Source organism: Pseudomonas sp. MWU12-2319, from assembly GCF_023242525.1.
Lineage (GTDB): Bacteria > Pseudomonadota > Gammaproteobacteria > Pseudomonadales > Pseudomonadaceae > Aquipseudomonas > Aquipseudomonas gingeri_D.
In genome coordinates this window covers 279,994-300,264 of record NZ_JALJES010000008.1, presented here as the reverse complement: position 1 = coordinate 300,264, position 20,271 = coordinate 279,994, and the positions used below count along the sequence as shown (strand labels likewise).

Here is a 20,271-nt window from a genome sequence, read left to right as displayed (position 1 = left end):
GCCACGCTTTGGCAAGCGCGTGACTGGCCGCCGGTTGCGGCTCGCGTCGATCAATGTTCGATGAACATGCGCTACAGCAAACAGGACTCGTGGTGGGACGTCTCGGCTACGTTCAGCTACGGGGACGACTTCGCTCGTCACTATCAGGAAACCTGGACGCCGCCAGATACGCCGAGGTATAGCCGTCACCCCGATCCCGTTATCAGTCAGAGTGAGCAGAACGCGCTGACGAAACGATTTTGCGACAAGGCGGCAGCCGAGGGGCTGAGGGTGTCGCCAGACCATCCATGGATGGCTTGGAGAAGCGAAGCTGTCGCAACGGGAGAGTGGAAGGCGAATGTTGTGATGATCTCGGTGTGTGGCCTGGGTGCAGTGATTCTTATTGCCCTGGGCGTGTCGCTATGGCCGGTAAGGGAGGCGGCGGTGAAGCCGGCTACTCGGAGAAAACGGCCTCAGGCGGCGAGGAAGAAGGTGTAAAAGGGTGCGGAACGGGAAGTACGGCTTCCCGTTCAACTACCCAGTCCTATCAGCCGCCGACGCTGATGCTCTGTCCATCAAGCACCGAGTCCATCTTCAACTGTGCCAGCTCAATCAGGTGCACCACACCCATCGCCACTTTGCGGTTCGAGCCGGTTTGGTTATCGGCGTGCTCATAGGCCGTGGCCGCAGCGGATTGCAGAATCGAATAGACGTTGACCAAGGCATCTTCCTGGTGTCTTGGGGCAGGTAGATGATCATGCAGCGCAGCGTTTGGTGCGGGCTTCGAACCAGCGTCCGGCCCGAGATTGTAGTGAGACAAAGCCCGGTCGGCGGCACGAGGGTCGATGGTTTCAACGTTGAGTGTCACAGGCGGATTGGGGGTGACCTTGAACATGGCAAAACTCCTTGGTAAGTGGAGTCGCCAGACATCGCTGCTAAACGGAATGGGTGGCGACTGTACGCGGGTTAGCAGACCGGTTACCAAGGGACCCGGCGCACTCGAAAGTGCCCCACGCACAGCCACCATAAAGAACAGCAGGCGCAAAAAACGCCGCTTGAACGGAAGGCGGCACTTGCGTGCCTCGGTAAAAACGAGCTGCTAAACCCGGTCACTGAATTGGCAGTGACGGAGTGAAGCCTAGCCATGAGATCAGGCGCAAACAAGCGGTCAGGATTTTCTAGGAAATTTCACTCAAGGGAAAGAGAGTTCTCTCGCTTGGCACCCAATCGCCAGACAGCATCGCCGCGGATGTCAGGCCTGCGATTACATTCGCCCTGGCGATCATCAAGTACGGCAGGTCGGTGACGGTCGCGCCTGGTCGTGGATTGGTCTCAGTCAGTGGCGAGACATTGACCATTATCATCAACGGCGCGGGAAGCACCGCCTCCCGTTCCATGACGGAGTCCTGTCAGGCGCCAGGGCTGATGGTATGTCCGCTCAGCACCTGGGCTTACCCTCAGAGGGTTCTCACCAAAACCAATAGGGGAGAAACCTGGGCGTCGGCTCGTTCGCCAACTCGAGGTGATAAGTGATGGGGTTAAAGAAAAATGCATCCAGCAAGAGAAATGCTCCGACCCCGAACGACAGGGTAATCAGTTCACGATGTGGATGTCCGGACCAATATTTGATTAGCGTGTAACGGACGGCGGTAAGAGCAACAAAGCTACCGAGAATACCTGGATAGTTTGGTTGCAGTGGAGTCGTTGCATAAGCGTTATATATCAGTACTAGGAAGGCCAACCCCAATCCAACGGCGGGGAGCCCCAGGCAGAACCGCAGCAGCCAGTTTTTTGCTCTGAGAAATACGCCCGATTTATCGACAAAAATATAGGCGGCCAATAGCGAGATGGCTGGTGTGATTGAAAGTATATAGCGCGATTTTTTCGAGTTGGGAAGGGTGAAGAGTATAAGCAGGGCAAGCAACCACGCGCTGAGATAAAGCAGCATGCCGTTGTCGAACTGTCGAGGCGCACAAAAGAATTGTCTGTGTTTTTTTACGATAACGATCAAGGCAAAAAATGCCGTGACACCGTAGACCAGCAATCCTCCGGTAAAATAGAAGTAATAGCGCGGCGAATGGTTGCTGGCGAAGCGCTCCAGCCCTTGCATCATCAATACATCTTGCATGAAAGCTGTGCCGCCTTGCAGGTAGGCGGCCCATGCCAGCAAGGCAGCACCTGAAATGAAAATCAGGCCAGAGATCAATGAAAATAAAAAAAACCTGCGCCACTGCCTGCTCAGCAGATAATAAGACGCGACAACGATCGCCGGGCCGATCAGGCCGATAGGGCCGCGGAACATAAAACCCAGTGCCAACCCGACAAACACAAAAAACAGGCGCGATGGATCTTTTTTCAAGTCTGCGGAGTAGGCCAGGTAGAAGCAGATCACCGTAAACAGCGCGGGATAGACGTCAAGCGCTAAAGAATTGACCCCATCCAGAAACGCCCAGGTGAACAGCGAAAAAAGGACACCATACAACCCCCATTTTCTCTCATGCAATGCCCCCAGTTTGTAAATAAACACCAGCGTCAAGGCCGCTGAAATGCAGTAGGGTAAACCCATCGAAAGAATGGATATCCGACCAAAAGGTAAGGAAGCCAAATAAATCAGGAAGGTGTTTGCAATCGTATAGTCAGGGTAAGGTTTCAAATCTTCGGCAATAGGAAACAGCGTCACGCCGTGGTGGAGCATGTAGTCTGCAAAATCGACAAAGCGAGTTGTATAGTTAAGGATGGCGGCCTTGTATTGTAATCCCATGAAGATGATAAGTGTGGTAAAGAAAATACCCAGGCAGGGTCTTTCGGCAATCTGTCTTGTTAAGTGCCTGGTCAAGGCTTTCATAGGATGAGTGTCTCAAAGAATGAATGATGCAAGGGGCCCGTAAGATGTAGGATTAGTCGGCCAGTGATCAGGAAAAACGCTGCACCAAAGTGCCCTGTGCATGACCACCCTTAAAACGGAGGCCGAAAAAAAGCGCCTCGGAGAAGGTGGCACTGTGCGCCTGATCAGACAGCGGATGACTAAACTCGCTCACTGAATTGACAGTGACGGAGTGAAGCCTAGCGTTCAGATCAGGCGCAAACAAGTGCTTGGAGCGTTCTAGGAAATTTCATCGAAGGGAAAAGAAGTTCTCCCACTGATCATGAATGCCCTCGAGCCCAATGTGCTGTTTTGGGCGGGGTCTGCGGCAAGCGTACATGCCGGATCGAGTTCGTCAGTGAGTCATGACTGATGGTTGCATCTTGGATCGCTGGTTGCCGCCAGTGCCTTGATTGCGCTGGCGACATTCCGGTCGCCGATCAGCGTTGACCGATGGTCAACTCGAACGTGGCGATCCCCTCGATTCCCGCGCTGATCCGGTCACCCGCCACCAGAGCACCGACGCCGGCCGGTGTGCCGGTGAAAATCAGGTCGCCAGCCTTGAGTTCTACCGAGCACGAGATATGGCTGATCACATCCGGCACCGACCATATCTGGTCCGCCAGATCGCCGCGCTGGCGTTCGACATCGTTGACCTTCAGCCAGATCGCGCCGCTTTGCGGATATCCCAGCGCAGTGGCGCGACGCAAGGCCGTGCAAGGCGCCGACTCGTCGAACCCCTTGGCCCAATCCCACGGCCGTCCGAGCTTCTTGGCCTGGGCCTGGATATCACGCCGCGTCAGGTCAAGACCGACGCCGTAACCCCAGACATGAGCGAGGGCGTCGTCCGGATCGATATCCGTACCACCTTCACCAATGGCTACCACCAGCTCGATCTCATGGTGCAGGTCCTGGGTCAGCGGTGGGTAGGCGATCACGCCGCTGGCCGGGACCACCGCATCGGCGGGTTTCATGAAAAAGAACGGCGGTTCACGGTCCGGGTCATGACCCATTTCCCGGGCATGTTCGGAGTAGTTGCGGCCGACGCAGAACACCCGGCGAATCGGAAAGCGCGCGGACTCGCCTTCAACGGCCAGGGATGGGGTGGCTGGGGGGGCGAACACATAATCGCTCATGGTATTTCTCCTCGTTGGAATCGGGCCGTGGCGCTGTGGCCATGGCTCAAGTGTGGAGGAGTGGGGCGGCGGGAAATTGGACAAATCCAGCACGCTTCTGGATTTTGCACGGCAGTGGGGTGTCGTCGAGTCGCGCCTCCAGAAAGACAAAACCCGGCGATAGCCGGGTTTTGTGTGAGACGCCTTGCGCTACTCAGTTATAGCGAGTCTTCAGGCGCTCTTCGGCAGGGCGTGGTGAGCGGCCCATTCCGACTTCAGCGATTGCAGCACGCGAGCCATGAAGTCTTTGTCGGCTGCGGCTTTCTTGCCGACATAGCCCTGGCCCCGGCGGTACATCTTGATGCAGGCGAACAGCGCGGGCTGGGCCTGGCTGAAGGCGCGCTCGTCGGCGTAAGGCGAGCGAGGGTCGAGTTTCACGTCTCCGGTCTGGCTGATCCAGAGAATATGGTCGTCAAGGCTGTCTTTGCGCGATGCGAACAGGCCAGCCAGTTGATCGATAGTCGTTTGATTGTTCAGATTCATGTTAAAGCCCCTTTGACCACTCGTTAATCTGTCTGGTTTACGTGTGTATCGTTGCCAAGACGGCGAATTGCTGCGGTGCCGCACACGGACAATGGTGTCCGTCGAGTGTGGCGCCGGCCCTGGGCGCGATTTATGTAGCGGGGTTCAAACCCTGCTACACGCAACGTTTCAACGATAAGAAGCAACAGCGCGATCCTTAGAACGGCGCTGACGACAGTAACGAAGTCAGCCACAAGCATTTTGAGGACGTTAGGCCGGTGCTTCTCGTCCGTTGGGACGATCACGCCAGGTCAGCTTCATCAATCTGCCTTGTGGGCAGTACAGATCCGGAACAGCTCGACGGCTTGTCGAGCCTGTTGTAACAACAGCTTTTGCGGCGCTCCCGATCGGGGAGGCAGGTCCATCATGCAAGCGCGGAAAGAAGGCGTCAACCATTTTGTAGTGAATATTTTTAAGCACTACATATTGCAAAATCGCGATTTCTTACAACTATGTAAAAGGGCCGGATGGACGAAATGTGACCGGTAAGTCTTGGTTTCACCGGTTTTACGGTCGTAGTCCATGAATTCAAGGGGCTTGCACTGTTGCAGCCTGCGTAACAGACCTTTCTTGATCTGCCGGTGTAAAACAGCGGGAGACTGGCCTAAGCTCGGTAGCTTCTGAATCCGTCTCTTTTGAATCAGCCTCGGGAAACACGATGTCACAGCTATTTCCGACGACGCGTTTGCGTCGCCTGCGTCGAAATGAAAGCCTGCGCGGCCTGTTCCAGGAAACCGAGTTCAGCCTCAATGACCTGGTATTGCCGATCTTCGTCGAGGAAGGTATCGACGATTTTGTGCCCATCACCAGCATGCCCGGTGTAATGCGGATCCCGGAAAAGAAACTGGCCAGCGAGATCGAGCGTTATGCTCGGGCCGGGATCAAGTCGGTGATGACCTTTGGTGTCTCCCACCATCTGGACGCGACGGGTAGCGACACCTGGAACGAAGAGGGCCTGGTGGCGCGCACGGTGCGGATCTGCAAGGACACGGCACCGGAAATGGTGGTGATGTCCGACACCTGTTTCTGCGAGTACACCTCCCATGGTCATTGCGGCGTGCTGCATGGCGACGCGGTCGACAACGATGCGACCCTGAAGAATCTCGGGCGCCAGGCGGTGGTAGCGGCACAGGCGGGAGCGGATTTCATTTCGCCGTCAGCGGCCATGGACGGCCAGGTCCAGGCCATTCGCAGTGCCCTGGACGCCGCCGGTTTTCTCGACACCTCGATCATGGCCTATTCGACCAAGTTCGCCTCGGCGCTCTATGGCCCGTTCCGCGAAGCGGGCGGTACGGCGCTCAAGGGCGACCGCAAGGCTTACCAGATGAACCCGATGAACCGGCGTGAGGCGGTGCGCGAGTCGCTGTTGGACGAGCAGGAAGGGGCCGATGTGCTGATGGTCAAGCCGGCCGGTGCCTACCTCGACATCATTCGCGATATCCGCGAAGCGTCGCGCCTGCCCCTGGCGGCGTATCAGGTCAGTGGCGAGTACGCGATGATCAAGTTCGGTGCCCAGGCCGGGGCCATTGACGAGCATCGTATCGTTCGCGAAAGCCTGGGTGCCATCAAGCGCGCCGGAGCGGACATTATTCTGAGTTACTTCGCGATGGACATTGCTCGCGACGGGATCTGACCCAGACCGCGCGCAAAGAAAAAGCCCGGCTGATAAGGCCGGGCTCTTGGCTGGATGCTGCGGTAACGCGACTCATGCACGATTCTGGATCAGACGGTCGGAACCACCTTCGGCAACGCGACGGTCGATCAGACGATCAGAGCCACCTTCGGCTACACGACGGTCGATCAGACGATCAGAGCCGCCTTCAGCTACACGACGGTCGATCAGACGATCAGAGCCACCTTCAGCTACACGACGATCGATCAGACGATCAGAGCCACCTTCGGCTACGCGACGGTCGATCAGGCGATCAGAGCCACCTTCAGCTACACGACGGTCGATCAGACGATCAGAGCCACCTTCGGCTACACGACGATCGATCAGACGATCAGAGCCGCCTTCAGCGACTACTTGTTGAGTGTGTGCGACCACGGGTTGAGCCGAGGATGCAGCAAAAGCGTTGACTGCCAGTACCGAGAAAGCGAGGCCGAGAAAGAGTTGGCGTTTCATGGTGGTGTGCTCCGGGTGTTATGTGTTGGGTATGGAGCCAAGGTTACGCGCCTGGATTTTTAAGAGAACTTCATTGGGTCGATGGTGACCATCGACGGTAATGATGTAGGAACACCGGCAGGTGTAGTGGCTGAAAATGGCCTGACTGTGTGGGTTCAAGAGTCGGGTTGTGTGATGAAATCCCAACACTGACCGCCGACCTTTTTCCACCAGGGAGCCCGACCATGAGCCAGCACGATTTCAAGCAACTGGATGTTTTCAGCCGCGAGTCATTCAAGGGCAATCCACTGGCTGTGGTCTTCGCCGCCGACCAACTGACCGATGAGCAGATGCAGGCCTTCGCAACCTGGACCAATCTCAGCGAAACCACCTTCCTGCAGGCGCCCCAGGATCCTCGGGCTGATTACCGGGTACGAATATTCACCACGATCAGGGAGTTGCCTTTCGCCGGTCACCCGACCCTGGGGTCCTGCCATGCCTGGTTGGAGGCCGGTGGCGTGCCCCGGGGCGAGGAGATCGTCCAGGAGTGCGGGATCGGCCTGGTACGGATTCGCCGCCGAGGCGATGACCTGGCCTTTATCGCACCTCCACTGCGTCGCGCAGGCCCCCTGGACGAGGCGTTGCGTGAGCGGGTTCGCCTCGGCCTGGGACTGGCTCCGGAGGAGGTGCTCGATGCCCAGTGGGTCGACAATGGCGTTGATTGGCTGGTGCTGATGCTGCCCGATCGGGCGCGGGTGCTGGCGGTAAAACCCGACTATGCCCAGTTGGAAGGATTGGCGGTGGGGCTGGTGGCGCCCTGGAACCCAGCACTGGATGGCGACGAATGTCAGTTCGAAGTGCGTGCTCTTATCGCCGGTGAGGGCATGTGTGAAGACCCCGCCACTGGCAGTCTGAACGCCGGTATTGCGCGTTGGCTGCTGGGAGAGGGGCGGGCACCGCAGTCGTATCGGGTCAGCCAGGGCACGGCGATGGGCCGTGCCGGGCGGATCAGTGTGGAGCAGGTGGGTGACGAAATCTGGGTCGGCGGTGCCGCCGTGACCTGCATCACCGGTAGCCTGAACCTATAAGGGTTGGGCGATCAGCATCATCGCCGCCGACAAGGTATGTCCGTCGGTAATCCTACCGGCGGCAATCATTGCCTTGAGTTCGGCCAGTGTGACGAACAGCACCTTGTCGACCTCGCCATCGGTGTCTTCCACCGCTTCGCCATCAATGTCCACCCGGCAGACGGCAACCGCACTGGCGATCAGTGAGGTGTTGCTGTGCAGCAGGCCCAGTTCCGTGACCTTCAGCGCCGGCCAGCCGGTTTCTTCCAGCAGTTCGCGGGCGGCAGCATCACAGGCGGTTTCACCGAGGTCGATGGCGCCACGGGGAAACTCGATCGATTGGGCGCCGATGGCCCGGCGTTGCAGCACCGCCAGCATCAGGCGACCATCCGGCAGGACGGGCACCGCGACCACGCCATTGATGGCCTGGGCTTCCTTGATGATGAAATAACCCCGCTCCTTGACCACATCGAAGTAGGGCGTGTGCAGCAGGCATTCGGATTCGGTGTCGGGCTTCATGCGTGGCATTACTCCAGAAAGCAGCGGTCGAACAGATAGAGCGCGTCAGGTTTGAGGTGTTCCAGGGTGGCTTGCGGACGGCCGCCATCACCTTGTTTCTTGCGCCCGGTTTCCCGCAGGTAGCCGGCTTCGGTCATCTTCAGCAAGCGTTGCCGGGTGCTGGTCTTGAGCACCGGACGCGCCAGTACCAGGGAAAAGATCGCGGTGGCTTCCGGGGCACTGAACTCGGTACCGAGGAACATCAGCGGCAGGCTGCTGTACAGCGATTTGGACAACAGCCGTTCCTGGGCCGCCGCCGCCAGTGCGTTGTGATCGAAGGGCAGGCGCACCGAAGCATCGGCGACGCTGTCGAGGGCGAACCAGGCCTGTTGCTCGTTCAGGGTCGGCTCTTCACTGACGATGGCCAGGTAGAAGGTCGAGGATGACCAGCAGCGCGGGTCGCGAAAGGCATCGCCCACGGTGCCCACCTGTTCGATCCAGGCCAGCGGCAGGTTGACCTTGTCGCTGGCGCGCAGGCGTTCCACCGCGTCGTCCAGGGTCAGGTCGGCCACCGCGCCGTTGACCACCACACCCGGCAGGGCCCAATGGCCCTCGAAGGGATCGGCTTCACGTTTGTGCAGCAGGATCTGCAGGGCTTGGGAGTGACGGCAGTAGAACAGCACGCACAAGTCGACGGTGTGCAGGTAGTCGCTTTTCCTCGGTGCGGTGGGGGAACGGTCCGGCATATCAAGTCCTGTGTACGGCATAGAGCCCGTAGTCTACCGGATCCATGCCGGGTGCCATCCAGTGGGCGGGCAATGTTTCGCCCTGCGCCAGCCGTTCGCGCAGCAGTGTACTGCGCACGCCCGCTTGCTCCTCCACGCACAGCACCGAGAAACGCTCGAGCAATTGCGCCCCCAGATGGAAGTCCGGCAACTGTGCGGCGACATCGTGCCCGACCACCAGGGCGATCTGGCGGGTGGGCAGTCCGGTCATCTCGGCCAGGGCGCAGAGCAGTTCATAACTGTAGATGGGCGCCTCGGTCTCCCGGGCCAATTGCTGCTCGATCCGGCACACCGAAATCGCCGACGAGCAGGCCGGACGCACCTGTTCGACGATCGCTCGCAGCCAGTCCAGGCGCCGCTCGTACTCGGCCATGTGCTTGCCATGGGGATGCCTGAAGGATGGCACCACCCATAGCGAGCGCGCGTGACGGGAGGCTTCGATCATCACCTGGGCGTGACCGGCGTGCGGGGGGTTGAAGGCGCCGCCGTAGATTGCGAGTTCGTACATGGTAGGGTCTCCTTTGTCTTAAAGGTACTCGTCATGTACTTATGTATCAAGTGACGGGCTCATGAAATAGATTGATTCAGAATAGATAATAGAGAAGTCAATGGCGTCGCGCTTGCATTGAAAGTACATGACGTGTACCTTTGTTTCATCGCCAAGGGAGAAACAGCCATGAATGCTCAAGTGATCAAGACCGCCGCCTTCGATGTCGACGCCCAGAAAGGCTTCACGCCACTCTGCCCGGATGAGCTGCCGGTGGTGGGCGGTCACCTGATCGGTGCCGAACTGAATTTCATGGCCTCGCTGGCCGATATCCGCATCGGCAGCAAGGACGCCCACAGTCCCCAGGCACCCTGGGTGGTGAGCTCCCACGAGCAGATGCTCAGGCCCACTGGCCTTGAGCATGCCGACCTGACCTGGGTCAGTCACTGCGTCCCCGGTACTGAAGGTTTCACGCTGCTCGATGAACTGCCGGCGCCCCAGGACTACGACTATTTTGTCTGGAAGGGCGTGGAGCCGGCACTGCACCCTTACGGCGCCTGCTTCCACGACCTCCAGCACAAACTCTCCACCGGCGTGATCGAGTACCTGAATGCCCGGCACGTCCGGCAGGTGATCGTCGGTGGCCTGGCCCTGGATTTCTGCGTCAAGACCACCGCGTTGCAACTGGCGGGGGCGGGTTTCAAGGTCATCGTCTACCTGCCGGCCTGCCGTGCCCTCAGCGCTGATGGCGCGCAGCAGGCGGTCCACGACCTGCAACAGGCGCGTGTCGAGGTCGTCAACAGTCGCGAACAGCTGGCCCGCGCGGCGGGTCACAAGGAGTAAGTCATGGAAAGTGCATTCAACCGCGAAGGCGGCCTCATCCAGGGACTGCTGGATACCGACTACTACACCTTCACCATGATGCAGGCGGTGTTGCACCAGTACCCCAACGTCGAGGTGGAGTATCAGTTCATCGTGCGTTCCCGGGAGAGGCTCACGCACCTGATCCCCGAGCTGCGCCTGGAGCTGGAAAAGCTCGCCGACCTGCAAATGCGCGACGGTGAACTGCGCTTCCTGTTCAACCGGCGTTTTCGCGAATACCTGACACCGGATTTCGAGCAGTTCCTCGGGTTGTTCCGGTTCAACCTGAGCTATATCCATGTCAGCGAAATCGACGATCAGCTGAGCATCCGCGTCCGCGGCCCGATGCTGCACTGCATCATGTTCGAACAGCCGGTGCTGGCCCTAGTCAGCGAATTGCGCAATCGCGACAGATACCCGGACGTGGCGTTGGAAGATGTCAGCCGCAAGCTCTACCAGAAGTTCGAGTGGCTGGAGAAAAACCTCAGCCGCGAGGAACTGGCCGACCTGCGGGTCTCGGACTTCTCGACCCGTCGCCGGCTGTCGTTCCGTGCCCAGCGTGAGGTGGTGGATATCATGCGGCGGGATTTCCCTGGCGTGTTCGTCGGTACCAGCAATGCGCACCTGGCCTATGAGTTCGACCTTCCGCTGATCGGCACCATGGCCCACCAATGGCTGATGGTGCACCAGCAACTCGGCCGTCTGCGGGAAAGCCAGAATGCGGCGCTGGAGAACTGGGTGCGCGAATACCGCGGACGTCTCGGGATCGCCCTGACCGACTGTATCAGCACCGATTTCTTCCTCAAGGATTTCGACCTGTATTTCGCCAAGCTCTACGATGGCCTGCGCCAGGACTCGGGCGATCCGATTGTCTGGGCCGACAAGGTGCTGGCGCGTTATGCACAGTTGGGGATCGATCCGATGACCAAGGACCTGATGTTTTCCGATGGCCTGAACTTCGAGAAGTGCCTGCCGATCCTGCGCCATATCCGCGGCAAGGCCCGCTTCGGTTTCGGCATGGGCACCAGCCTGGCCTGCGATGTCGATGGGGTCGAACCGCTGAGCATCGTGATGAAGCTGGTGCGGGTCCACGGCGAACCGGTGGTGAAGTTCTCCGATGACCCGGTGAAGAACGTTTGTGAAGACCCTTCGTTCCTGCGTTATGCGGCGCAGGTGTTCAACGTGACTGAATTCAACCAGAAACTGGAGGTGTGAGATGGGAACCGAGAATCAGGATCGTATTGCCAAGGTGCTTGGGGTGAACCGGCAGTTGGTACCGGGCGACGAGGCGGCGGAACTGGCTCGCCGCATCAACTTCATCAAGGCGCTGTTGAAGCGCTCCGGTTGCGAGGCGCTGGTGTTGGGGATCAGCGGCGGCGTCGACTCACTGACGGCGGGGCGGCTGTGTCAGTTGGCGGTGGAGCAGTTGCGGGAGGAGGGGGGTACGGCGCGCTTTATCGCCATGCGTTTGCCTTATCGGACCCAGGCTGACGAAAGCGATGCCCAGGCGTCCCTGGCCTTTATCCGGCCGGACCAGATCAGCACCGCGAATATCTCGGCTTGTGTGGACGGGTTGATGGGCAGTCTTGAAATCGAGGACCAGGACGCGACGCCGGCACAGGTGGATTTCGTCAAAGGCAATGTCAAGGCCCGGGCGCGGATGATGACCCAGTATGCCCTCGCCAACTTCGTCAACGGGCTGGTGGTCGGCACCGATCACGCCGCGGAGGCGCTGATGGGTTTTTTCACCAAGTTCGGTGACGGGGCCTGCGACCTGGCGCCCTTGTCCGGTTTGACCAAGGGCCAGGTGCGGCGGCTGGCCTTGGCCCTGGGGGCTCCCGAGCCACTGGTGTACAAGGAGCCGACAGCCGACCTTGAGGAGTTGGTGCCGGGCAGGCCGGACGAGCTCGCCTATGGTTGCACCTATGCCGAGATCGACGCCTACTTGCTGGGGCTGCCGGTGTCGGCGCGGGCCAGCGCGATCATCGAAGCCGCCTACGCCAGGACCGCGCACAAGCGGGCTTTGCCGTACTCGCCGGTGTGAGCCGGGGTCAGCGCGGGGTGTCGAGGGTCTTGTTCAAGGCCACATACTGCAACAGCATGATGGTCTTGGCATCGACGATTTCCCCACGCCGGACGGCTTGCAGTGCGTCGTCCAGGGACAACTCCAGCACTTCCAGGTCCTCGCCCTCGGCTTCCAGGCCGCCACCGTGGCTGACCTTGCTGTCGCCGTCGTATTCGCCGAGGAAGAAATGCAGTTTCTCGGTCACCGAGCCCGGGCTCATGAAGGCTTCGAAGATTTTTTCCACGTTCTGTACGCGGTAGCCGGTTTCTTCCTCGGCTTCGGCGCGGATGCGGTCTTCGGGTGAAGCGTTTTCCAGCAGGCCGGCGGCGGCTTCCACCAGCATGCCGTCGTGGCCGTTGACGAATACCGGGAAGCGGAATTGCCGGGTCAGCACCACGGTCTGTTTTTCGCGGTTGAACAGCAGGATGGTCGCGCCATTGCCGCGGTCGTAGGTCTCGCGACTTTGCCGCTGCCAGGTGCCGTCGCTGCGCAGGAAATCGAAGGTGGTTTTCTTCAGCAGGTACCAGTCGTCCGAGAGGACGGTGCTGTCGATGATGCGAACCCGGTCTTTCGTTGCGGTCATGATCCACGCCCTGTGGTGTGCAAAGCGCAGATCATACAAGATTCTATGCCACCGCCATCTGCCGCTTCCGACGGCTCGCGACCATCAGGAAACTCAACAGCGCCACCAGCGGCATCGCGCTGCCCAGCGCCATGATCGCCAGCCAGCCGCCTTGCTCATACAACACGCTGGCCAGGGCCGAGCCGGTAGCGCCGCCGATGAAAATGCTGGTCATGTACAAGGCATTCAGGCGACCGCGGCTGGCTGCATCAAGGGCGTAGACGGAACGCTGCCCGAGCACCATGTTCATCTGCACCGCGAAGTCCAGCAACACGCCGGTCACCGCCAGGCCGATCACGCTATAGGCCGGATGAATCAGCGCCGGGGCAAAGCTCAGGGTTGCCAGCAACATCGCCAGCCAGGACGCCCGGTGTGTATGCCCGGCATCCGCCAGCCGACCCGCCATCGGCGCGGCGATGGCCCCCATCGCTCCGACCAGGGCAAACAAGGCGATCTGCGACTGCGACAAGCCATGGACCCGCGACAGCTCCAGGGGCACGGCGGTCCAGAACAGGCTGAAGGTGGCGAACATCAGGCCCTGGTACCAGGCGCGCTGACGCAGCACCGGTTGGTCGCGAAAGAGTTTCCCCAGCGACCCCAGCAGTTGCCCGTAGGTGGCGCTGTGGTTGGGCTGGCGCTTGGGCATGGTGGTGAGGATCACCAGCATGATGAACAGCATCAGCACGGCGGCGGCGATAAACACCGTGCGCCAGCCGAAGTGGTCGGCGATCACGCTGGACAGCGGCCGCGCCAGCAGGATACCCAGCAGCAGGCCGCCCATGATCCCGCCCACCACGCGCCCGCGTGATTCTTCAGGGGCCAGGTGCGCGGCCAGGGGAATCAGGATCTGCACCGATACCGAACTGAAGCCGATCAGCAGCGACACCACCAGGAACACCCCGGGCTGGCGGGCCAGGCCGGCGGCCACCAGGCTGATCACCGCGATCAGCGCGGTGCCGATCATCAGCTTGCGGTTTTCCAGCAGATCACCCAGCGGCACCAGGAAAAACAGGCCCAGGGCGTAGCCGATCTGGGTCAGGGACACGATCAGGCTGGCGCTGTGGGCGGAAATACCGAGGTCCGGAGCGATGAGCTCGATGATCGGCTGGGCGTAGTAGATGTTGGCCACAATGGCGCCACAGCAGAAGGCGAACAACATCACCAGGGCTCGGGTCATCACGGGGGCGGGGTGGTTATTCATCGGCGAAGGCTCTGGAACGGACGGAAAGCGAGTCTAGACATTGGCGGGCGGCGGTGTAAGAGGGTCACAGGCATAGTCGATATCAGCCATGTTGATTATTCGACGGCTATCAAGGGGAGTTGTTCGAAGATGTAACAACTTGCTCGCGGTCTTGCCTTCGATTTTATAAATCCCATTTTTAATCAATGACTTGCCCTTTAAGTCCGCACATCTGCGGATTTTCCCAAGAGATTGCGATGTTACTGAACACTTGTTTAGTATCGGCCGCAACGCTTCACCTCACGCTCAAAAACAATAAGACGAGGGCCCTTCATGACCTCCCACCCGACACTGCTTCACGCGGTCGAGGCCGGCATCGCCCGGATCACCCTCAACCGTCCCGAGCAGCGCAATGCGCTGGACATTCCCACCCTCAAGGCACTGATCGACCTGCTGGAACGCTTCGAAGCCGACCCGGCGGTGCGGGTGCTGGTGCTGACCGGCAGCGGCCGCAGCTTCTGCGCCGGCGCGGACCTGGCCGAATGGGCCGATGCCGAGCGCCGTGGAATCCTCGAAAGCTACGGCTGGACCGAAACCGCCCACCTCCTGATGAATCGCCTGCACAACTTCGCCAAGCCGACCATCGCCGCCATCAACGGCACGGCGGTGGGGGCCGGGATGGACCTGACCCTGTGCTGCGATTTCCGCCTGGCCGCGCAATCGGCGCGCTTCAAGGCTGGCTATACCAGCATGGCTTATTCGCCGGACGCCGGGGCCAGTTGGCACTTGCCACGCCTGATCGGTAGCGAGCAGGCCAAGCGCCTGTTGTTCCTCGACGAACTCTGGGGCGCCGACCGCGCCCTGGCCACCGGCCTGGTAAGCGAAGTCTGCGCCGATGAGCAGCTGGCATCCGCCGCCACCGAGCTGGCCGCCCGACTGGCGTCAGGCCCGACCTTCGCCTTTGCCCAGAGCAAAGTGCTGATCCGCGACGGCGCCCAGCGCAGCCTGGCCGAACAGCTCCAGGCCGAACAGGCCGCCGGTCTGCTCTGCGGTCGCAGCCGCGATGGTGCCGAGGCACTCCGGGCCGTGGTGGAAAAACGCGCCCCTCATTTTATCGGCCAGTAACCGAACAGCAGGTACCCCATGAATTTCCAACTGACCCAAGAGCAGGACATGCTGGTGGACGCCGTTCGCAGCTTTGTCGAGAAAGAACTGCTGCCCCATGAGGAAGCCGTTGACCGCGCCGACGCGGTGTCGCCGGAACTGGCCGCACAGATTCGCGCCAAGGCCATCGCGGCTGGCTTCTATGCCTTCAACATGCCGGAAGAAGTCGGTGGCGGTGGCCTCGACTACCTGTCCCAGGCGTTGATCGAGCGTGAGCTGTCAAAAGTATCCTGGGCGCTGCATGTGTTTGTCGCGCGCCCGTCGAAGATCCTGATGGCCTGCACCGGGGCGCAGATCGAGGACTACCTGTTGCCCTGCGTGCGCGGTGAAAAGGTCGACTGTTTCGCCCTGACCGAGCCTGGCGCCGGCTCCGATGCCAATGCGATCAAGACCCGTGCGGTGCGCGATGGCGATGATTTCGTCCTCAATGGCAGCAAGCATTTCATCAGCCATGCCGGGCACGCGGACTTCGCCATCGTCTTCGCGGTGACCGACACCTACGAACACAATGGCCGCCAGCGCAACGCCGTGACCTCGTTCCTGGTGGATCGCGACACTCCCGGCATGACCATCCGCCGTGGCCCGAGATGCGTCAGCAACCGCGGTTATCACACCAGCGAAATCTTCTTCGACGACTGCCGGGTCCCGGCGGCCAAGGTGCTGGGCGAGATCGGCAAGGGCTGGGACGTCGCCAATGCCTGGCTGACCGCCGGGCGGGTGATGGTCGCGGCCAACTGTGTCGGTCAGGCTCAGCGGGCGCTGGATGTGGCGTTGCAATGGTCGGCCGATCGCAAGCAGTTCGGCCAGGCCATTGGTACCTACCAGGGCATCTCTTTCAAGCTGGCGGACATGGCCACGGAAATCCGCGCCGCCGAACTGATGACCCTGCACACCGCCTGGAAAATGGACCAGGGCACCATGACCGACGGCGAGGCCGGTATGGCCAAGCTGTTCGCCAGCGAAGTACTGGGCCGCGCCGCCGACGAAGCGGTGCAGATTTTTGGCGGCATGGGCCTGATGGACGAAGGGCCGGTGGAGCGGATCTGGCGCAATGCGCGGATCGAGCGGATCTGGGAAGGCACCTCGGAAATCCAGCGCCATATCATTTCCCGCGAACTGCTGCGGCCGCTGCTGCGCTGATCGGACCAGGAGAACACTATGTCCATCAGAGACAACCTCAAGCGCCTGCTCGCGCCGCGCCACCTGGCCTTCGTGGGTGGGCGCAGCATGGCGCGGGCGTTCAAGCGCTGTGCCGACGGCGGTTTCCAGGGCCAGATGTGGCTGGTCAATCCGCAGCATGCCGAACTCGACGGAATTCCCTGCGTGGCGTCGGTTGCGCAGTTGCCCTGTGGACCGGACGCGGTGTTTATCGCCACCAACCGCGAACTGACCCTGGCCTGTGTCGCCGAGCTGGCGGCCAAGGGCGCGGGCGGGGCGATCTGCTATGCCTCCGGCTTTGCCGAAACCGGCGAAGCGGGGCAGGCCCTGCAGGAACAATTGCTGCAGGCGGCGGGCGAGATGGCGCTGCTCGGGCCCAACTGTTATGGCTTGCTCGACTATCTGCACAATGTTGCCCTGTGGCCGGTGGCCCACGGCGGCAAGGCGGTGGAGAAGGGCGTGGCGGTGCTGACCCAGAGCGGCAACTTCGCCTACAACCTGTCCATGAGCGACCGCTCCTTGCCCCTGGCCTATATGGCTTCGGTGGGCAATCAGGCGCAGTTGGGCGTGGCCGAATTGATGGACGTGCTGCTCGACGAGCCACGGGTCACCGCCATCGGCCTGCACCTGGAAGGGTTGAAGAATGTCCAGGGTTTTGCCCGGGCGGCGTACAAGGCGCTGGAGAAAGGTATTCCGGTGATCGCCCTGAAAACCGGGGTGTCGCAGATCGGTGCCGAGCTGGCCCTCAGTCACACCAGCTCCCTGGCCGGTTCCGATGCGCTGTACGACAGCCTGTTCGCGCGTCTCGGGGTGATTCGGGTCAGTGGCCCGGTGAGTTTTGTCGAAACCCTCAAGGCGGCGGCCTGCGGTCATTTGCCGGCGGGTCCGAGCCTGACCGGGTTGGCCTGCTCCGGCGGTGATGCGGGGCTGATCGCCGACTACGCCGAGCGTAATGGCCTGACTTTGCCCACCCTGGACGAAGACCAGCGCGGCGAACTGGCGCAGGTGTTGCCCAGCTACGCCAACCTGGTCAATCCGCTGGACTTCACCACGGCGATCTGGGGCGACCGTGACGCCCTGGCAAAGATGCTCGAAACGGCCTTGCGTACCCCGTCCGATGCCGCCTTGCTGGTGCTCGATTATCCGGCGCAGTTTACCGGCGAGCGCAAGGAATGCGATCTCCTGCTGGAGCTGTATTGCGAGTGCCTGGAGCGGCATGGCAAGAGCGGTTTCGTTGCCTCGGCCTTTCCCGAGTTATTGCCGGCCCATGCCCGCGAACGTCTGCACGCCCACGGCGTACCGGCGTTGCAAGGGGTGGAAGACGGGCTGGCGGCCTGGGGCCGGATCGCCCATTACCGCCAGCGGCGCGAGGCCTTGTTGAATGGCGGTGAGGCGGCGTTGTTGCCGGTATGCCCGGATGCTGTGCTGGGTAGCGGACGGCTGCTGGATGAGTGGCAGTCCAAGCAGGCTCTGCGGCCCTTCGGCCTGCCGTTGCCCGAGGGGCGGTTGTGTCGGCCGGAGCAGGCGTTGGTCGAGGCCCGCAGCCTGGGTTACCCGCTGGTGCTCAAGGTGGTCAGTGCCGATTTGCCGCACAAGACCGAGGCCGGTGGTGTCGCCCTTAACCTCAAGGACGAGGTGGCGTTGCAGGCGGCGCTCGAGACCATGCGCGGCAACCTGGCCCGACATGCGCCGGAGCTCGCTTTCAATCAGGTGTTGCTGGAGCGCATGGCCGCGCCACCGTTGGCGGAACTGATCGTCGGCGTCAAGCGCGAAGCCGGTTTCGGCCTGGCGCTGGTGATCGGCGCCGGGGGGATTCTGGTGGAGTTGCTCAAGGACAGCTGCAGCCTGCTGCTGCCGACCACCGACCAGGCCATTCACCAGGCGTTGCTGGGCTTGCGTTGCGCACCGCTGCTGACCGGTTTTCGCGGCGGTCCCGCAGTGGATATGCCGGACCTGGTCAAGGCGATTCGCGCGGTGGCGGATTACGCCTGCGAGAACGCCGGGCCATTGCTGGAACTGGATGTGAATCCGCTGCTGGTCAACGCCGAGGGCACGGTGGCGGTGGATGCGTTGATCCGTTTGGCCTAATACCGCATCAGCAAACGAACCCTTTCCCGCAACGTAACAGGGGCAATTCGATGAGCGATAATAACAACAAGATTCCTCAGTTTTCCCACGGCCTTTCACTGGAGCGCCGCGGCTTCCTCAAGCTCGGCGCTGTGGCCGGGCTGGCCGGCGCTGCCGCTTCCATGGGCTTCCCGCTCAGCGCCTGGGCCGCCGACGCCACGCCAAAACCCGGTGGAACCCTGCGCCTGGGCCTGGCCGGCGGCAGCACCTCCGACTCCTATGATCCCGGTTCCTGGAGCGACACCTTCACCTTCGTCGGCTTCTCGGCGATCTACAACACCCTGGTGGAAATCGCCGTGGACGGTTCCGCCATCCCGGAGCTGGCCGAAAGCTGGGAGTCCTCGCCGGATGCCAGGATCTGGACCTTCAAACTGCGCCAAGGGGTGCAATTCCACAACGGCAAGCCTCTTGCCGTCGAAGATGTGATCGCCTCGATCCAGCATCACCTCGGTGAGAAATCCACCTCCGCGGCCAAGACCGTGCTCGGTGAAGTGGTCGCGGTACGCGCCGCCGGCAACGACAGCGTGGCCTTCGAACTGCATTCGGGCAATGCCGACTTCCCCTATGTGGTCGCCGACTATCACCTGGTGATCATGCCCGCCAAGGACGGCCTGGCCGACTGGCGCGCCGGCGTCGGCACCAGCGGTTATCGCCTCAAGTCCTTCGAGCCCGGCGTGCGCATGGCCCTGGAGCGCAACCCCGGTTATTGGAAAACCGGTCGCGCGCATTTCGACGCGGCGGAACTGCTGGCCATCTCCGACGGCGCGGCACGGGTCAACGCACTGATCACCGGGCAGGTCGATGTGATCAACAAGGTCGACTTGAAGACCGTCGGCCTGCTCAAGCGCAACCCGAACATGGTCATCGAGGAAACCAAGGGCGCCCAGCAGTACACCTTCCCGATGCTCTGCGACAGCGATGCGTTCAAGAACAACGATATCCGTATGGCGATGAAACACGGTATCGACCGTGAAGTGCTGCTCTCCTCGGTGCTCAAGGGCTATGGCGCGGTGGGCAACGACCATCCGATCCAGCCCGGCAGCCGCTTCCTCAATACCCAACTGCCACAGCGCAAATACGACCCCGACCAGGCTAGGTTCTACCTGCGCAAGGCCGGGGTGGATTCGCTCAAGGTCCGTCTGCAAGCCAGCGATGCGGCGTATTCCGGGGCGGTGGACGCGTCGGTGCTGTTCAAGGAACAGGCCAGGGCGGGCGGCATCGATATCGATGTGGTACGCGAGCCGGCGGACGGATTCTTCTCCAATGTCTGGAACAAACAGCCATTCACCACCTCGTTCTGGTACAGCAGCCTGACCGCCGACCGCATGTTCAGCATCGGTTACGCCAAGGGTGCGGCGTGGAACGAGTCCCATTGGGACAACCCGCGCTTCAACGTCCTGCTCAACCAGGCCCGGGGCGAACTCAACGACCCGTTGCGGCGCGAGATGTACAACGAAATGCAGGCGATCTGCCGTGACGATTGCGGCGCGATCATCCCGTTGTTCGCCAGCTCCGTGGCGGCGCGCTCGACCCGTGTAGCCCACGGCGGGCTCACCGCACCCTATGGCGAACTGGACGGCCTGCGGTTGATCGAGCGCTGGTGGCAGGCCTGAG

Annotated in this window: 20 protein-coding genes; 10 read left to right on the top strand and 10 right to left on the bottom strand. The window is 61.1% G+C overall.

Annotation, left to right across the window (positions count from 1 at the left end; genetic code table 11):
- The coding region (locus M5C01_RS16030) for a hypothetical protein (protein WP_248764347.1) at positions 1 to 477 on the top strand (477 nt) is incomplete at its 5' end.
- Positions 478 to 526: 49 nt separating this feature from the next.
- Here the strand turns inward: M5C01_RS16030 and M5C01_RS16025 are convergent.
- The 4 genes from M5C01_RS16025 to M5C01_RS16010 form a co-directional block, all read right to left on the bottom strand.
- Entirely contained in the window at positions 527 to 874 is a 348-nt protein-coding gene (locus tag M5C01_RS16025) for a hypothetical protein (RefSeq protein WP_152739583.1), read from the bottom strand.
- Positions 875 to 1,447: 573 nt separating this feature from the next.
- Positions 1,448 to 2,824: a glycosyltransferase family 39 protein gene (locus tag M5C01_RS16020; protein ID WP_248764346.1), complete on the bottom strand. Its 1,377-nt coding sequence runs from the start codon at positions 2,822 to 2,824 to the stop codon at positions 1,448 to 1,450.
- Positions 2,825 to 3,282: 458 nt separating this feature from the next.
- Positions 3,283 to 3,978, bottom strand: coding sequence for a fumarylacetoacetate hydrolase family protein (locus M5C01_RS16015; RefSeq protein ID WP_152739582.1), 696 nt, complete (start codon positions 3,976 to 3,978; stop codon positions 3,283 to 3,285).
- Positions 3,979 to 4,188: 210 nt separating this feature from the next.
- Entirely contained in the window at positions 4,189 to 4,500 is a 312-nt protein-coding gene (locus M5C01_RS16010) for a hypothetical protein (protein ID WP_103499261.1), read from the bottom strand.
- 697 nt (positions 4,501 to 5,197) lie between these two features.
- On the opposite strand from M5C01_RS16010, the gene hemB reads away from it, so the two are divergent.
- Positions 5,198 to 6,172 carry a porphobilinogen synthase gene (hemB, locus tag M5C01_RS16005; RefSeq protein WP_152739581.1) on the top strand — a complete coding sequence of 325 codons (975 nt, stop codon included), beginning with the start codon at positions 5,198 to 5,200 and terminating at the stop codon, positions 6,170 to 6,172.
- 72 nt (positions 6,173 to 6,244) lie between these two features.
- On the opposite strand, the gene M5C01_RS16000 is transcribed toward hemB, so the two are convergent.
- Complete coding sequence (locus tag M5C01_RS16000) at positions 6,245 to 6,664, bottom strand: phage infection protein (RefSeq protein WP_152739580.1); 420 nt, start codon at positions 6,662 to 6,664, stop codon at positions 6,245 to 6,247.
- A 224-nt stretch (positions 6,665 to 6,888) separates the two neighbouring features.
- Here M5C01_RS16000 and M5C01_RS15995 point away from each other — a divergent pair, with 224 nt between their 5' ends.
- Positions 6,889 to 7,731, top strand: a complete 843-nt coding sequence (locus M5C01_RS15995; RefSeq protein ID WP_152739579.1) for a PhzF family phenazine biosynthesis protein — start codon at positions 6,889 to 6,891, stop codon at positions 7,729 to 7,731.
- Here M5C01_RS15995 and M5C01_RS15990 read toward each other — a convergent pair.
- The 3 genes from M5C01_RS15990 to M5C01_RS15980 are packed head-to-tail and all read right to left on the bottom strand — an operon-like array spanning position 7,726 to position 9,501.
- Positions 7,726 to 8,229: an NUDIX hydrolase gene (locus M5C01_RS15990; protein WP_103498746.1), complete on the bottom strand. Its 504-nt coding sequence runs from the start codon at positions 8,227 to 8,229 to the stop codon at positions 7,726 to 7,728. The two genes, M5C01_RS15995 and M5C01_RS15990, sit on opposite strands and share 6 nt — an antisense overlap.
- 8 nt (positions 8,230 to 8,237) lie before the next feature.
- Positions 8,238 to 8,954: an NUDIX hydrolase gene (locus M5C01_RS15985; protein ID WP_103498745.1), complete on the bottom strand. Its 717-nt coding sequence runs from the start codon at positions 8,952 to 8,954 to the stop codon at positions 8,238 to 8,240.
- A 1-nt stretch (position 8,955) separates the two neighbouring features.
- Positions 8,956 to 9,501: an adenylyltransferase/cytidyltransferase family protein gene (locus M5C01_RS15980; protein ID WP_103498744.1), complete on the bottom strand. Its 546-nt coding sequence runs from the start codon at positions 9,499 to 9,501 to the stop codon at positions 8,956 to 8,958.
- A gap of 168 nt (positions 9,502 to 9,669) precedes the next feature.
- On the opposite strand from M5C01_RS15980, the gene M5C01_RS15975 reads away from it, so the two are divergent.
- The 3 genes from M5C01_RS15975 to nadE are packed head-to-tail and all read left to right on the top strand — an operon-like array spanning position 9,670 to position 12,385.
- Entirely contained in the window at positions 9,670 to 10,323 is a 654-nt protein-coding gene (locus tag M5C01_RS15975; protein ID WP_152739578.1) for an isochorismatase family protein, read from the top strand.
- A gap of 3 nt (positions 10,324 to 10,326) precedes the next feature.
- Positions 10,327 to 11,556: a nicotinate phosphoribosyltransferase gene (gene pncB, locus M5C01_RS15970; protein WP_152739577.1), complete on the top strand. Its 1,230-nt coding sequence runs from the start codon at positions 10,327 to 10,329 to the stop codon at positions 11,554 to 11,556.
- Position 11,557: 1 nt separating this feature from the next.
- Entirely contained in the window at positions 11,558 to 12,385 is an 828-nt protein-coding gene (gene nadE / locus M5C01_RS15965) for an ammonia-dependent NAD(+) synthetase (protein WP_103498741.1), read from the top strand.
- Between the two features lie 7 nt (positions 12,386 to 12,392).
- Here nadE and M5C01_RS15960 read toward each other — a convergent pair whose 3' ends face one another.
- Complete coding sequence (locus M5C01_RS15960; protein ID WP_152739576.1) at positions 12,393 to 12,989, bottom strand: NUDIX domain-containing protein; 597 nt, start codon at positions 12,987 to 12,989, stop codon at positions 12,393 to 12,395.
- Positions 12,990 to 13,032: 43 nt separating this feature from the next.
- Positions 13,033 to 14,229, bottom strand: coding sequence for an MFS transporter (locus M5C01_RS15955; protein WP_152739575.1), 1,197 nt, complete (start codon positions 14,227 to 14,229; stop codon positions 13,033 to 13,035).
- A 312-nt stretch (positions 14,230 to 14,541) separates the two neighbouring features.
- Between M5C01_RS15955 and M5C01_RS15950 the strand changes: the two genes are divergently transcribed.
- Genes M5C01_RS15950 through M5C01_RS15935 form a run of 4 tightly spaced genes read left to right on the top strand, consistent with a single transcriptional unit; the run spans position 14,542 to position 20,270 of the window.
- Positions 14,542 to 15,333, top strand: a complete 792-nt coding sequence (locus M5C01_RS15950; RefSeq protein WP_152739574.1) for an enoyl-CoA hydratase-related protein — start codon at positions 14,542 to 14,544, stop codon at positions 15,331 to 15,333.
- Between the two features lie 18 nt (positions 15,334 to 15,351).
- Positions 15,352 to 16,512 (top strand): acyl-CoA dehydrogenase family protein, encoded by a 1,161-nt coding sequence (locus tag M5C01_RS15945; RefSeq protein ID WP_152739573.1) that lies wholly within the window; start codon positions 15,352 to 15,354, stop codon positions 16,510 to 16,512.
- A gap of 18 nt (positions 16,513 to 16,530) precedes the next feature.
- Positions 16,531 to 18,618 carry an acetate--CoA ligase family protein gene (locus tag M5C01_RS15940; protein WP_152739572.1) on the top strand — a complete coding sequence of 696 codons (2,088 nt, stop codon included), beginning with the start codon at positions 16,531 to 16,533 and terminating at the stop codon, positions 18,616 to 18,618.
- Between the two features lie 50 nt (positions 18,619 to 18,668).
- Positions 18,669 to 20,270: an ABC transporter substrate-binding protein gene (locus M5C01_RS15935; RefSeq protein WP_152739571.1), complete on the top strand. Its 1,602-nt coding sequence runs from the start codon at positions 18,669 to 18,671 to the stop codon at positions 20,268 to 20,270.
- The last annotated feature ends 1 nt before the right edge of the window (position 20,271 follow it).